Annotated in this window: 16 protein-coding genes; 7 read left to right on the forward strand and 9 right to left on the reverse strand. The window is 73.1% G+C overall.

The genetic code is table 11. The features are described from left to right. Positions 1–80 precede the first annotated feature (80 nt). Positions 81–1,283, forward strand: coding sequence for a serine/threonine-protein kinase (locus tag QP939_RS45820; RefSeq protein ID WP_285453103.1), 1,203 nt, complete (start codon positions 81–83; stop codon positions 1,281–1,283). A gap of 19 nt (positions 1,284–1,302) precedes the next feature. Then, the gene (locus tag QP939_RS45825; protein ID WP_285453104.1) at positions 1,303–2,166 is read left to right on the forward strand and encodes a LysR family transcriptional regulator; all 864 of its coding nucleotides are present in this window, start codon (positions 1,303–1,305) and stop codon (positions 2,164–2,166) included. Between the two features lie 72 nt (positions 2,167–2,238). Here the strand turns inward: QP939_RS45825 and QP939_RS45830 are convergent, their stop codons facing one another. The 3 genes from QP939_RS45830 to QP939_RS45840 form a co-directional block, all read right to left on the reverse strand. Continuing rightward, positions 2,239–2,430, reverse strand: coding sequence for a hypothetical protein (locus QP939_RS45830; RefSeq protein ID WP_285453105.1), 192 nt, complete (start codon positions 2,428–2,430; stop codon positions 2,239–2,241). A 76-nt stretch (positions 2,431–2,506) separates the two neighbouring features. Continuing rightward, on the reverse strand, positions 2,507–3,217 hold the full coding sequence (locus QP939_RS45835; protein WP_285453106.1) for a hypothetical protein: 711 nt from the start codon (positions 3,215–3,217) through the stop codon (positions 2,507–2,509). After that, positions 3,214–3,573, reverse strand: coding sequence for an MmcQ/YjbR family DNA-binding protein (locus QP939_RS45840; protein WP_285453107.1), 360 nt, complete (start codon positions 3,571–3,573; stop codon positions 3,214–3,216). Before QP939_RS45840 ends, QP939_RS45835 begins: the two co-directional genes overlap by 4 nt. Before the next feature lie 391 nt (positions 3,574–3,964). On the opposite strand from QP939_RS45840, the gene QP939_RS45845 reads away from it, so the two are divergent. Beyond that, positions 3,965–4,177, forward strand: coding sequence for a hypothetical protein (locus tag QP939_RS45845; protein ID WP_285453108.1), 213 nt, complete (start codon positions 3,965–3,967; stop codon positions 4,175–4,177). A gap of 13 nt (positions 4,178–4,190) precedes the next feature. On the opposite strand, the gene QP939_RS45850 is transcribed toward QP939_RS45845, so the two are convergent. Continuing rightward, positions 4,191–4,568, reverse strand: a complete 378-nt coding sequence (locus QP939_RS45850) for a hypothetical protein (protein ID WP_285453109.1) — start codon at positions 4,566–4,568, stop codon at positions 4,191–4,193. Between the two features lie 145 nt (positions 4,569–4,713). Between QP939_RS45850 and QP939_RS45855 the strand changes: the two genes are divergently transcribed. Both QP939_RS45855 and QP939_RS45860 read left to right on the forward strand, forming a co-directional pair. After that, positions 4,714–5,121, forward strand: a complete 408-nt coding sequence (locus QP939_RS45855) for a hypothetical protein (RefSeq protein ID WP_285453110.1) — start codon at positions 4,714–4,716, stop codon at positions 5,119–5,121. Positions 5,122–5,179: 58 nt separating this feature from the next. Further along, positions 5,180–5,713 carry a DUF305 domain-containing protein gene (locus tag QP939_RS45860; protein ID WP_285453111.1) on the forward strand — a complete coding sequence of 178 codons (534 nt, stop codon included), beginning with the start codon at positions 5,180–5,182 and terminating at the stop codon, positions 5,711–5,713. A 50-nt stretch (positions 5,714–5,763) separates the two neighbouring features. Here the strand turns inward: QP939_RS45860 and QP939_RS45865 are convergent, their stop codons facing one another. The 5 genes from QP939_RS45865 to QP939_RS45885 are packed head-to-tail and all read right to left on the reverse strand — an operon-like array spanning position 5,764 to position 10,895. After that, positions 5,764–7,992: a heavy metal translocating P-type ATPase gene (locus tag QP939_RS45865; protein WP_285453112.1), complete on the reverse strand. Its 2,229-nt coding sequence runs from the start codon at positions 7,990–7,992 to the stop codon at positions 5,764–5,766. 17 nt (positions 7,993–8,009) lie between these two features. Next, positions 8,010–8,927 (reverse strand): DUF8832 domain-containing protein, encoded by a 918-nt coding sequence (locus QP939_RS45870; RefSeq protein ID WP_285453113.1) that lies wholly within the window; start codon positions 8,925–8,927, stop codon positions 8,010–8,012. Positions 8,928–8,956: 29 nt separating this feature from the next. Continuing rightward, positions 8,957–9,163: a heavy-metal-associated domain-containing protein gene (locus tag QP939_RS45875; RefSeq protein ID WP_285453114.1), complete on the reverse strand. Its 207-nt coding sequence runs from the start codon at positions 9,161–9,163 to the stop codon at positions 8,957–8,959. A gap of 31 nt (positions 9,164–9,194) precedes the next feature. Beyond that, the gene (locus tag QP939_RS45880) at positions 9,195–9,476 is read right to left on the reverse strand and encodes a metal-sensitive transcriptional regulator (protein WP_285453115.1); all 282 of its coding nucleotides are present in this window, start codon (positions 9,474–9,476) and stop codon (positions 9,195–9,197) included. A gap of 15 nt (positions 9,477–9,491) precedes the next feature. Continuing rightward, positions 9,492–10,895, reverse strand: coding sequence for an MFS transporter (locus QP939_RS45885; RefSeq protein ID WP_434219610.1), 1,404 nt, complete (start codon positions 10,893–10,895; stop codon positions 9,492–9,494). Between the two features lie 104 nt (positions 10,896–10,999). Here QP939_RS45885 and QP939_RS45890 point away from each other — a divergent pair, with 104 nt between their 5' ends. Further along, the gene (locus QP939_RS45890; protein ID WP_285453117.1) at positions 11,000–11,311 is read left to right on the forward strand and encodes a barstar family protein; all 312 of its coding nucleotides are present in this window, start codon (positions 11,000–11,002) and stop codon (positions 11,309–11,311) included. A 185-nt stretch (positions 11,312–11,496) separates the two neighbouring features. Next, on the forward strand, positions 11,497–13,479 hold the full coding sequence (locus QP939_RS45895; protein ID WP_285459998.1) for an APC family permease: 1,983 nt from the start codon (positions 11,497–11,499) through the stop codon (positions 13,477–13,479). The last annotated feature ends 125 nt before the right edge of the window (positions 13,480–13,604 follow it).

A 13,604-nucleotide genomic window follows, 5' to 3' on the forward strand; every position in this document is an offset into this window, starting at 1 on the left:
CGACGGCTCCGCCGGCCAGGTTTGCCGGTCGGTTCTCCCGGGGTACCCGGCGGCGTCACCGACCGGATGGGGGACGTGGGATGGAGAACGAGCGGGCTGACGGCGACGACCCGACGTCGCCGCGGTTCTCGCTGGACGCCTCGGGCGTGACGCCGTGGGCCTCGGCCCTGGTCGCCGGCCGCTACCGCGTCGGCGCGCTGATCGGCACCGGCGCCACCGCGCGGGTCCACCGGGCCCTCGACCGGCGGCTGGGGCGGGCGGTCGCCATCAAGCTCTACGACCACCGGGTCGCGGCCGTGGAACTGCTGCGCCGGACCCGGGAACGGACGCTGCAGGCCGCGATCGACCACCCGCGGGTGGTCGCGCTGTACGACAGCGGCACCGACGCGGGCCGGTCGTACCTGGTCATGCAGCTGGTCGACGGGCCGAACCTCGCCGAGCACCTGCTCGCCGGGCCGCTGAGCGCGGACGCGGTCACCGAACTGGCCGTCCAGCTCGCGGACGCGCTCGCCCACGTCCACGCCCACCGCGTCGTGCACCGCGACCTCAAGCCCGCCAACGTCCTGCTCGGCCCGGACGGCCCGCTGATCAGCGACTTCGGCATCGCGCACGAGCTCGACGCCACCCACATCACCGGCACCGGCCTGGTCACCGGCACGGCCGCGTACCTGGCGCCGGAGCAGGTCACCGGCCAGGAGGCCGGGCCCGCCGCCGACGTCTACGCGCTCGGCCTGATCCTGCTGGAGTGCCTGACCGCGGAGCTCGAGTACCCGGGCACGCTCGCCGAATCGGCGATGGCGCGGCTGCACCGGCCGCCGCGGATGCCCGACGGGCTGCCGGAGCCGCTCGCGCACACCTTGACCCTGATGACCGCGCTCGACCCCGCCGACCGCCCCACCGCGGAAGAGATCCCGCGGCTGCTGCGCGAGTCCCCCGCCCCGGTCGTTCCCGCGCAGCAGCGCCGCCGCCCGCTGGCGGTGACCGCGGGCCTGGCGACGGTCGCCGCGGCGGCCGTGCTCGGGGTGGCCCTGGCCCGTCCGGACGTGCCCGTCGACGCCCCGGCCGGGCTGCCCGCGGCCCAACCGCCCGCCACGTCGACCACGGCTCCCACGTCCGCCACGCCACCCCCGGCGTCCGACGCCGTGGCCGCTTCGTCGCGCCGAGCGGACCCGGCACCGCCGGTCGCCGCCGAGCGGCCCGCGTCCGAAGGCGGTCCCGCCGTGGTCAAGGACACCGGGAAGGGCAAGGACAAGGGCAAGGGGAAGGACCGCGGCGAACCCTGAGCGCCACTAGAGTTCGCGGATGGAGCTGAGGCAGGTCGAGCACTTCCTCGCGGTGGTGCGGAGCGGGAGCTTCACGGCGGCCGCGCAGGACGTGCACGTGGTGCAGTCGGCGCTGAGCGCGTCGATCCGGAAGCTCGAACGCGAACTGGGCGCGCCGTTGTTCGACCGCACCACGCGCCGGGTCGCGCTGACCGAGGCGGGCCGGGCGCTGCTGCCGCTGGCGCACCGGATCACGGCCGACGTCGTGGCGGCGCGAGGCGAGGTCGCGGCCGTGGCGGGGCTGACGCGCGGGCGGGTGTCGATCGGGACCATCCAGACGCTGACGGTCGTGGACCTGCCCGCCCGGCTCGGCGAATTCCGCGTGCGCTACCCGGGCGTCCGGATCCAGGTGCGCGAAAGCACGGTGCCGGACCTGCTGTCGCGGGTCGGGAACGGTGAGCTGGACCTGTCGTTCCTGGCCGGTGAGGAGCCGCTGCCGGCGGAGTTGGTGAGCTTCGCGCGGTGGACGCAGCACCTGGTCCTGCTCTGCCACCCGGGACACCGCCTGGAACGCCGCCGCCGGGTCCGGCTCGCCGAACTGGCCGACGAGCCGTTCATCGACTTCAGCGGAAGCGGCATCCAGTCGACGGCGGCCCGCCGCTTCGCCGACGCGGGGGTCCGCCAGAACCGCGTCTGCGAGGCGACGCACATGCCGCTGCTGGTCGATTTGGTGGCGGCGGGCCTCGGCGTCTCGATCGTCCCGCAGCCGGTGGCCGAGAAGTCGGGCTTGCCCTTCGCGCGATTCGAAGGGCCGGGCTTCAGCCGGGCGATCCACCTCGCCGGCCGCGGCCCGAAACCGGCGAACCCGGCGGCGCGGGCACTGCTGACCCACCTGCTCGGCTGAGCCCGCCCAGTGTCGCGCGTCCGAGGTTCGTTGACAGCGTCCCGGCCGTCAAACGACTTGCGACGCGCGACACTAGCGCACCCGGGCGAAGAGCAGGCTGAAACCCGCGACAGCGAACGCGAGCGCCACCATGCTGAACCCCGCGAGCCCGGCGACCGCGGCCAGCACGAGGGCGCGGATGCCGAACTGGCGGAGCAGCCGGACGAGGTCGGACGCTTCGTCGTCGGGCTCGTCCCGGCCTCCGGGGAACACTTGAGCGGGCATGGCTCGAGTATTCGGCCGCCGGTGCTCGCGCGTCCAACGCAGGGATTCGCTGGGATTCAGCTGCCGGATCGATGAATCAGGCGAGCGGCAGCCCGGGACGGCCGGGGTAGAACCAGGGACTCTCCATGCCGCGGGCCAGCCGGTCGTAGGCGATCAAGCCGTCCCGGGCCGTCTTGCAGTCCGGGTGCCGGGCGGCGAACGCCGCCACGACGGGCCGCGCGCTCAGCGTCCATTCGCGGACGGGCGTCACCGGGTCGTCCGGGTACCACCACGCGAACCAGTCGTCCTCGCCCCAGAGCAGGCTGACGGCCCAGTGCGACGCGAGCCGGACGATCCCGGCCTCGGCCTGGTTCGCGTCGAGGCGCGCCAGCCACGGCCGGATGTCGTCGTCGACGCAGGCGAGACCGCCGAGCAGCCGCACGACGTCGTCGGCCGGGCGGGTCGCCAGCGCCTCCCGCAGGACGTCCGCCAGGACGGCTTCGACCTCCCGGCGCTCGTCCGCGGGCCAGCTCGCCAGGTCGGCGAACCACCGGCCGAACCCGCGCAGCAGCAGGGCTTCGTCGTGCGCCCCGGCACGGACCAGGGCAGGCAGCCGCGGCGTGAACCGGCGGAACAGGAACCGCCACTGCTCGGGCTTCCAGTGGTCCGAGGGCTCCGAAAGCGCCGACACGACGAGCTCGTCCGGCACGGCGGCGACGTCACCGGCGAGCAGGGCCAGGTCGGCCTCGGCGTAGCAGGCGGTGCAGCCGTCGGAGAGGTCCACGGCCCGGATCCCGGGCTCGGTCATCCCGGACCACCGGGATGGGCGAGGTCGTAGGCGGCGGCGACCTTCCGGGGGACGACCATCCGCCACGCGTCCACGACCAGCTCACGGGCCTCGGCGGGCTCCAGGGCGGCGAGCTCCGCGCGGACCCAGTTGAACCGCAGGTCCGACTCCGCGGGCAGCCGGAACTTCGCCGGCTCACCCGCCACGAGCGCGGCCCGCTCCTCCTTCGGGAACGCGAACTCCATCACCGTCTCGTCGAGGGAAAAGGCGACGTAGACGATCTGCTTGACCCGGAACTTCAACCGGCCCCGCACGTAGACCGGGTACGAGCGCTCCAGCTCGGAGCCGAGTGCGCGAACGTCCTCGAGCACCGCCATGCCGCACCTCCTCACCCGGGGACGCCGGTCGTCCTGGGTCAGTCCTACCAGGCCGCCCTCGATCCGCCAACGCGGTTGTCCGGTTCGCTCGTCCGCAGCGCGGGACACCAGTCCTTTGTGTACTGTCCGAAAAGGATTCCTCGGGGCCCCGACCCGGCCTCGGCACCCCCCGGCGCGACTGTCGTGTAGACTGGGGGTGTCCGAGAGCATTTCGTGCGCGAGTGGCCGAGCCCGCGCCGTCCTCGGCCCCGGTCCGGCACGCCGCCGAACCCGAACACTCTCTTCCCCCGCCCCGGCAGGCGAACCACGTCCACGGCCAGACGCCGACGACGCGTGGTGGCGCCGCGGCCGCCGGCACCCACGAAAGGAACCCCTGATCACCACTTCCACTGTGGACGGTGCGCTGTTCAGCCACCCCGTCGCCGAAGAACCCCGGTCCGCGACGAGCACCACGCCCCAGGACGACCGCTACGGCAGCCTGTTCCGCCAGCCCGCCTACACCCCGGCGCCGTCCTCGGAGGGGACGGCCGACCCCGGGCCGCGACGTCGGCAGGCCGCGAACTCGCGGGCACACGACCCGTCCGGGCGCCGCGCCCACCGGTGACCCCGCGGGATGCTCACCCCGGGTGGTCGCCGGGGTCCCGCCGGGGCAGCTCGACGACCACTGAGCGGCCTTCGTCGGCGTCCACGGCCGGTGCGGGAGCGGGCTCGGATGCCCCCGGCGGGCGGGCGTCGAGGATGTCGGTCGCCCGCACCAGCCTCGACCGCGTCCGCGGGGCCGCGCGGTAGGGCCGGACCGGCACCCACGTCGTGCCCGTGTGCTCGTCACGCAGGCTGGGACCGGCGATGGTCCCGATGCATTCCCGCGTCAGCCGGAACCCGGCCACCGGTCGGCGCCCGCGGTAGCGGACCCGCCACCCCGTCGGAAAGCCGCCGTCATGGCGCGCCGGGTGGCCGTGATCCGCGCCGGGTTCGGTGCCGTCGGCCGTGCCCATGGCGTCGCCTCGCTCGGTCGAAGTTCGGATCAGGCGTCGAGGTCCGGGGCACCGCCCAGCCTACGCAACGATCTCCACGAGCCGACAGCGCCCAGCCGAGTGGTTCACCCCCGGCCGCGGCGTCCCCCGTTGGTACCGTGACTTCGTGACGGCGGAGCGGCTCGCCAAGGTGCGACAGGTTCTCCTGCTGTGCGCGCTGGCCGTGGGGGCGGCCGCGATGCACCACGTCAGCCCGGCCTCAGGCATGCCAGGCGCCGCGGAGACCGCGGTGCACGTCGTCGCCGGCCCCGGACCGGCGGACATGGCTCCGGGCGCGACCGGCGAACACCACCCGGGCATGCCGGGCGGGGCGCACGACGTGCTGCACCTCTGCCTGGCCGTGCTGTGCGCCGCCGGCGCCCTCCTTATGGCCCTCGCCGCCTTCCTGGGGATCTCGTGGCTCGCCACGACGCTCCCCGGGCCGGCCGGTCTCCGCGGCCCGCCGCGGCGCGGGCGTCCGCCCGGCAGACCCGGCCGAAGCCTCCTGACCTCTCTGTGCGTGTCGCGCACCTGATCGACCCGGCGCCACCCGGTCCCGTCGATCAACCCCTCAGCACAGAGAAGGATTTGTCATGCGCGCAAAGTTCCTCGTCGGCGCCATCGCCGTCGTCTCCGCCGTGCTTCTCGGCGCCTGCGGCGGCAACGCCGACCACAACGCCGACGATGTCGCGTTCGCCCAGCAGATGATCCCGCACCACAACCAGGCGCTCGACATGGCGAAACTCGTCCCGTCACGCAGCACCGACCCGAAGGTCCTCGACCTCGCGAGCCGGATCGAAAAGGCCCAGGACCCCGAAATCCGGCAGATGCGCGACTGGCTGACGGCCTGGGGCGCCGGGATGACCCACGAGTCGATGCCGGGCATGAGCGGGTCGATGCCCGGCATGATGTCCGACGCCGGCCTGCGGAAGCTCGAGACCGTCAAGGGCGCCGAGTTCGACAGGACGTGGCTGGACATGATGATCGAGCACCACCAGGGCGCGGTGGACATGGCCCGGACCGAACTCGCGAAGGGCGGCAACGCCGACACGAAGGCCCTTGCCGGAAAGATCATCGGCGCCCAGCAGGCGGAGATCACCGAAATGCGGGGCCTGCTCGCCCGCTGACCCGATCGCGGGCCGGGGCACCCGAGCAGGTGCCCCGGCCCGCGAGCCGGTCAGGCCGTCGCGCGCGAGGTGAACCCGCGCAGCCTCAAGCTGTTCCCGACCACGAACACCGAGCTGAACGCCATCGCCGCGCCCGCGATCATCGGGTTCAGCAGCCCCGCCGCGGCCAGCGGGAGCGCCGCCAGGTTGTACGCGAACGCCCAGAACAGGTTGCCCTTGATCGTCCGCAACGTCCGGCGCGACAGGCGGATCGCGTCGGCCACCGCGCGCAGGTCGCCGCGGACCAGGGTGATGTCGCTCGCCTCGATCGCGACGTCCGTTCCGGTGCCCATGGCCAGCCCGAGGTCGGCCTGCGCCAGTGCCGGGGCGTCGTTCACGCCGTCCCCGACCATCGCGACGATCCGGCCCTCGTCCTGCAGCCGCTTGACGACGTCGAGCTTGTCCGCCGGCAGCACCTCCGCGATCACCTCGTCGATGCCGACCTCCGCCGCCACCGACCGCGCGACCGCTTCGTTGTCGCCGGTCAGCAGCACCGGCGTCAAGCCGAGTCCGCGCAGCTGCGCGATCGCCTCGGCCGACGTCGGCTTGACCGTGTCCGCGACCACCAGCACCCCGCGGGCCGCGCCGTCCCAGGCCACCGCCACCGCCGTGTGGCCGCGGTCCTCCGCCGCGGCCTTCGCGGCGGCGAGGTCGTCCGGCAGCGGCTGGCTCCAATCCGCCAGCAACGCCGACCGTCCGATGAGGACGGCGTGACCGTCGACGACTCCTTGTACGCCAAGGCCTTCCACGTTCGTGAACTCCTCGACCACCGGCAGTTCCCCGGCCCGCTCACGGGCCCCGCGGGCGATCGCCGTCGCGATCGGGTGCTCCGAGGCGTCCTCGAGGGCACCGGCCAGCCGCAGCAGCTCCGTCTCGTCGACGCCCTCGGCCGGGTGCGCGGCCACCAGCGTCATCCGGCCGGCGGTGACCGTGCCGGTCTTGTCGAGCACGACGGTGTCGACGCGGCGGGTCGACTCCAGCACCTCCGGCCCCTTGATCAGCACGCCGAGCTGGGCGCCGCGGCCGGTCCCGACGAGCAGCGCCGTCGGCGTGGCCAGTCCGAGCGCGCACGGGCAGGCGATGATCAGCACCGCCACCGCGGCGGTGAACGCCGCCGCCGCGCCGACCCCGGCGCCCAGCCAGAAGCCGAGCGTCGCGACCGCCAGACCGATCACGATCGGCACGAACACCCCGGACACGCGGTCGGCCAGGCGCTGGACGTCGGCCTTGCCGCTTTGCGCGTCCTCGACGAGCTTGGCCATCTGCGCCAGCTGCGTGTCCGACCCGACGCGGGTGGCCCGCACGACCAGCCGCCCGCCCGCGTTGACCGTCGCCCCGGTCACCGCGTCGCCCTCGGCGACCTCGACCGGCACCGACTCGCCGGTCAGCATCGACGCGTCGACCGCGGACTTGCCGTCCTCGACCACGCCGTCGGTGGCGATCTTCTCACCGGGCCGCACGACGAACCGGTCCCCCACCGCCAGCTCCGCCGTCGGGATCCGCACTTCGGCGCCGCCCCGGAGGACCGCGACCTCCTTGGCGCCCAGCTCCAGCAGGGCCCGCAGCGCGGCACCCGCGCGGCGCTTGGACCGCGCCTCGAAGTAGCGGCCGGCGAGGATGAACGTGGTCACGCCGGCGGCGACCTCGAGGTACAGGTTGCCCGCGCCGTCGGACGGCGCGATCGTCAGCTCGAACGGGTGCACCATGCCCGGCGTGCCCGCGGTCCCGAACAGCAGGGCCCACAACGACCACAGGGAGGCGGCGAGCACGCCGACCGACACCAGGGTGTCCATGGTGGCCGCGCCGTGCCGGAGGTTCGTCCACGCCGCCCGGTGGAACGGCCAGGCGCCCCAGGTGACGACCGGCGCGGCCAGCGTCAGCGAAATCCACTGCCAGTACGTGAACTGCAGGGCGGGGACCATCGCGAGCAGGATCACCGGCACGGCGAGCACCGCGCTGGTGATCAGCCGCTGCCGCAACGGCCTCGTGGGATCGTCCTCGGTCTCCGGCTGCTCCGGCTTCTCCGGCTGGGGCAGGGTCGCGCTGTACCCGGCGGCTTCGACCGTCGCCACCAGCGTGGCCGGGTCGACGCCCTCGGGCGCCTGCACGCGCGCCTTCTCCGTCGCGTAATTGACCGAAGCCGTGACCCCGTCGAGCTTGTTGAGCTTGCGCTCGATGCGGTTGGCGCACGACGCGCAGGTCATGCCACCGATCGCGAGTTCGATCTCGGTGCTCAGCATGATCGTCTCCTTCCGCATCAGTGGCCGTGGCCGTGCGTGGGCTCCGGCGAGGGGGTTCCGGCGGTGGTGAGGGTGAACTCGGCGGTCCGCACGACGTCGCCGTGGCGGAAGTCGAGGAACAACCGGTAGGTCCCCGCGCTGGGGACTTCGGCGGCGAACCTCACCTGCGGCCCGGCGGCCGTCTTCCCGTCACCCGGCTCGCCATCCGGGTGGACGTGGAGGTAAGCGAGGTCGCCTTCGCGCAGCGCGACCAGGTGCCCGTAGGCGCCCAGGTAGGGCTGCAGGTCGGTGACCGGCACGCCGTCACGGCTGACCGTCAGCGTAAGGGGCGACGTCTTCCCGGCCGTCAGGTCCCCGGCCAGTTCGACGGTGTAGCCGTCGACCCGGGCGGTGCGGCTCGGTGCGTAGGCCGCCGGCTGGTAGTCCCCGGCGACCGACAAGTCGGCCCCGAGCGTCATCGGCTTCCCGCCCGTGGGCGCGAAGTCGGCGAACGCGCGGTACGAACCGGCGGCGGGCAGGGTGAGCGGGACGCTCCACGTGCCGTCCGGCGCCAGGTCCGGGTGGACGTGCTGGAAACCCGCCGTGTCGCGGCGGACCACGATCAGGTGCAGCCGCTTCTCGTGCTCGACGTCGAACGCGGTGACGGGCTTGCCGTCCGGGCCGGTGATCGTGAAGGAGAACCGGCCGGGTTCCGGGGTGGGGTCGGCGACGGTGAAGGTGTAGCCGTCCTTGCTGGAGGCGAGCCCGCCGGGCAGGGCGTCGGCCGCGGCCATGCCGGCGTGGCCGGGCATGGCGGTGTCGTGGCCTTCACCGTGGTCGGCGGTTTCGCTCGTCGCGGCCGAGACGGGACCGGCGGCGTTGCCCACGGCGAAACCACCGGCCGCGAGGAGGACGAGTGCGCCGCCGAAGACGGCGAGCCGTGCTGGGGTGTTCATGGTGACTTCCCTCGGTCGAGGGCCGGCGGTCAGCCGGCGAGCTGGTAACCGGCCTCCTCGACGGCCGCGCGGACCCGCGCGGCGTCGATCGGCTCGGCGCTGGTGACGGTGACGGCCCCGGTGGGCAGGTCGACCGCGACGTCGGTGACGCCGTCGATCGCGCCGACCTCCTCGCGGACCGAGGCCACGCAGTGCCCGCAGGTCATGCCGGTGACGGTGTAGGTGGTCTCGCTCATCACGGTCTCCTCGGGTGGTTCGGGTGCTGGTTCAGGACTTGACGAGGCGCGCGATGGCCGCGCTGGCCTCGGCGACCTTCGTGGCGGCGACCTCGCCGCCTTCGGCCGCGGCGTCGGCGACGCAGTGCCGCAGGTGCTCGTCGAGCAGGCCCAGCGCGACGGCTTCCAGTGCCTTGGTCGCCGCCGAGACCTGCGTCAGCACGTCGATGCAGTACTTGTCGTCTTCGATCATCTTGGCGATGCCGCGGACCTGACCTTCGACGCGGCGCATCCGCTGGAGGAAGGCGTCCTTGTCGCCGCTGTAGCCGTTCACAAGGCGACCGTACCCCTAGGGGGTATGGGTGTGCAAGCGCAGGGTGGCCATGGCGAAGAACCCGCCGACCAGGGCGATGCCCGCGGCGCCCAGGAACGCCGCCGAGAAGCCACCGGTGAGCACGACCGGGTCGCCGTGCCGTCCGGCGCCGAAGGACAGCCCGACCGCGGTCATCGCGGCCAGGCCCAGCGCGGACCCGACCTGGTAGGCCGTGTTGACGATCCCGGCCGCGAGGCCGCCTTCCTCGGGTTTCGCGCTGGAGATGGCCGTCCCGAGCGAGGGGATGAAGGCCAGCGCCTGCCCGAGTGCCGCGACCAGGGACGCCGGCAGGACGTCGACGACGAAGGAGCCGGTCGGACGCGCGAACGACAACCACACCAGGCCGACGGCCAGCGCCCACAACCCGCCGACGACCATGGTCTTCACCCCCAGCTTGGCGATCAGCTTCGGCGCGACGGCGACCATGAGCACGACGATCAGCACGGTCATCGGCAGCAGGGCGGCACCACTGGCGAAGGCGCCGTAGCCGAGCACCTGCTGCAGGTAGAGGTTGAGGAAGTACCACATCGGGATCCACGCGGCGCCGAGCAGGAACTGCGCGAGGTTCGCGCCGCCGAGGTCGGGCGTGCGGAAGATCCCCAGCCGCACGAGCGGCACCCGCCGGACCCGCTGGACCACGACGAACAGGGCGAGCAGGAGGAGACCACCGGCCAGCGGCCCGAGCGTCTCGAAGGCACCCCAGCCCACCTGCGGCGCCCGGACCACGGCGAACACGGTCACGGCGAGGCCGGCCGTCACGGTCGCGGCGCCGAGGACGTCGACCGAGCCGCGCTTGCCGGGCACCGCGGGCATCACGCGACCGGTCGCCAGGATCGCGACGAGCGAAATCGGCACGTACAGCCAGAAGATCCACGGCCAGGAAAGCCATTCGGTGATCACGCCGCCGAGGAACACCCCGGCCGTCCCGCCCGCCGGAGCGGCGGCACCGTAGAGCGCAAGCGCTTTCGCCAGCTCCCGCGGCCGTGAACCGAACAGCACCATCAGCAGCGTGAGCGCGGACGGTGCGATGAGCGCGGCGCCGGCGCCCTGGAGCACGCGTCCCAGCAGTTCGACCCAGGCCGTGCCCGCGAGCGCCGCGACGACCGAGCCGCCGAGCGTGACCACCCAGCCGAGGGTGAAGAGCCGCCGCGCCCCGAACAGGTCGGACAGCCGCCCGCCGAGGAGCAGCAGCCCGCCGAGCGCGATGACGTAGGCGTTGAACACCCACGACAGGCCGCCGGGCGAGAAGCCGAGGTCCTGCTGCATTTCGGGGAGCGCGACCCCGATGATCGAGGTGTCCATGATGACCATGAACTGGGCCAGCGCGATGAGGCCCAGGGCCCACCATCGCTTGGATTCGGTGTCGACCATGGCGGCCATCCCTCCAGTTGTTACCCCTAGGGGGTATCTGATGGGCCGAGGTTAAGCCGTCGCGAGTCCGTCGCGCAACTACCCCCAGGGGGTATCCGAGTAAGGTGGGTCACATGACCGACGCCAGCGCTGACCTCCCGGTGCGGACCATCGACGGCGCCCGCTTCGCCGACTTCGAAGGGTTTGCCCGCGAGTTTTCGCGACTGCTCGACGACTACCGGTGGCAAGGCAACCTGGACGCCTTCAACGACATCCTCGGCGGCGGCTTCGGCCGCACCTGCCACCCGTCGAACCGGTCGGCCATGCGGGCCAGGATCGCGAGCGCCGAGCGTGGCGAGGGCCCGACGCTGTTCGATGAGATCGTCGAGCTGATCCGCAGGCACGCCCCCAGGTCCGCGGGCGGAATCCACCTGGAGTTGCGTTGACCGGACCGGCACTCGGCCCCAGCTCGGCCCTGGTCATTCCCGGCCGAAACCCGCGCCGCCACGGTGAGTTCCCCGCCGGCGGGGCCGCGGCCGTCTCCTCGTCGCCGGACGGCCGGTCCTGCGAGCCGGGCCGGCGGGCATCGGGCATGCTGGTGCCCGGCAGGTCCGGCGACGAGGGGATGAGCATGGCCGCGGTGCCCGAAACGAGCGTTCCGGCGAGCGTCGACAGCCCGGTGCCGCCGAAACCACCGGCCTCCGGCCTGACCCGCTGGCTGCTCGAACACCGGGTCGCCCCGGTCGGCCCGGAAGCCGGGGAACAGCACACGAAGCCGCAGGCGTGGTGGAAGGTCATGTGCCTCACCGGCGTCGACTACTTCTCCACGCTCTCCTACCTGCCCGGGATCGCCGCGCTCGCCGCCGGGGCCCTCTCGCCGCTGGCCACCCTGCTGATCGTCGCGCTGACGCTGCTGGGGATGCTGCCGATGTACCGGCGGGTCGCCCACGAAAGCCCGCACGGCCAGGGCTCGGTCGCGATGCTGGAGGACCTCCTGCCGTTCTGGCGCGGCAAGCTGTTCGTCCTCACCCTGCTCGGGTTCGTCGCCACCTCGTGGATCATCACGATCACCCTCTCCTCGGCCGACGCCAGCGTGCACATGCTCGAGAACCCGTACCTGCCGGGCTTCCTGCACGGCCACGCCGTCCTGATCACCGTGGTGCTGCTGCTCATCCTCGGCGGGGTGTTCCTGCTCGGCTTCAGCGAGGCGGTCGGGGTCGCCATCCCGCTCGTGGCGATCTTCCTGCTGCTCAACGCCGTCGTCACGGTGGCGGGCGTGATCGACCTGCTCGACGCCCCCGCGGAGCTGTCCCGCTGGGCCGACGCGCTGACCGCGGGCGGCGGCGGGTTCACCGGCGTGCTCGGCCCGGCCGTCATCGCGTTCCCGGCGCTGGTGCTGGGCCTTTCCGGGTTCGAGACCGGCGTCAGCATGATGCCGCTGGTCGCCGCCGACGGGAAGACCGACGAGGAGCGGCTGGCCTCCCGCGTCCGCAACACGCGCAAGCTGCTGACCGCCGCCGCGCTCATCATGTCCGTGTTCCTGATCGCGACCAGCTTCATCACCACCGTGCTGATCCCGGCCGACGCGTTCGCCGAAGGCGGCCAGGCCAACGGCCGCGCCATGGCCTACCTCGCCCACCGCGAGCTCGGCGAGGTCTTCGGCACCGTCTACGACGTCAGCAGCGTCCTCATCCTGTGGTTCGCCGGCGCCTCGGCGATGGCGGGCCTGATCAACATCGTGCCGCGCTACCTGCCCTCCTACGGCATGGCGCCGGAGTGGGGCCGGGCCGTCCGGCCGGTCGTGCTCGTCTACACGACGATCAGCATCCTCATCACGATCGCGTTCGGCGCCGACGTCAACGCCCAGGCCGGGGCGTACGCGACCGGGATCCTCGCCATGATGGTCTCCGGCGCCGTCGCGGTCAGCATCTCCGCGGTCAAGCGGCGCCGCCGCGGCGCGGCGACCGGGTTCATCGTGCTGACGCTCGTCCTGCTGTACGCGCTCGCCGAGAACGTCATCGAGAAGCCGGACGGCATCGCCATCTCGGCCCTGTTCATCCTCGGGATCGTCGTGGTCTCCCTGGTTTCCCGGGTCACGCGCACGACCGAGCTGCGCGCGGACCGGATCGAGTTCGACGAAGACGCGCACCGGTTCATCACGGACTCTCTGGCCGTCGACGGCGCCCTGCACATCATCGCCAACCGCCGCCAGGGCGGCGACCTCGCGGAGTACTCGGCCAAGGAGGCCGAGCAGCGCGAGATGAACCCGGTGCCGGGCGCGTCCGACGTCCTCTTCCTCGAGATCGACGTCGTCGACCCGTCGGAGTTCAGCAACGTGCTGCGGGTGCGCGGCGTCGAGGTCGACGGGTACCGGATCCTCCGGGCCGACAGCCCCGCGGCGCCGAACGCGATCGCGGCGATCCTGCTGACTCTGCGGGACGTGACGGGCGTCCGGCCCCAGTGCCACTTCGAGTGGGCGGAGGGCAACCCCCTCGGCCACCTGTTCCGCTACCTCATCCTCGGCCGCGGCGACACGGCACCGGTGGTCCGCGAGATCATCCGCAGTGCGGAGAAGGACCCGTCCCGCCGCCCGGGCATCCACGTCGGCGGCTGATCGGCGCGGGCCCCGTCCCGGGCGGGCGCCATCCGCGCGGCGACCCTGCGCCGAGATCGGTGCCTGCCGGTCCTGGAGAGGTAACTTTCGTACTGAAAGTGCCGCCTCGGGGTCCCCGGGGCCCG

This window comes from Amycolatopsis nalaikhensis (assembly GCF_030264295.1).
In the GTDB taxonomy this organism is placed as follows: domain Bacteria; phylum Actinomycetota; class Actinomycetes; order Mycobacteriales; family Pseudonocardiaceae; genus Amycolatopsis; species Amycolatopsis nalaikhensis.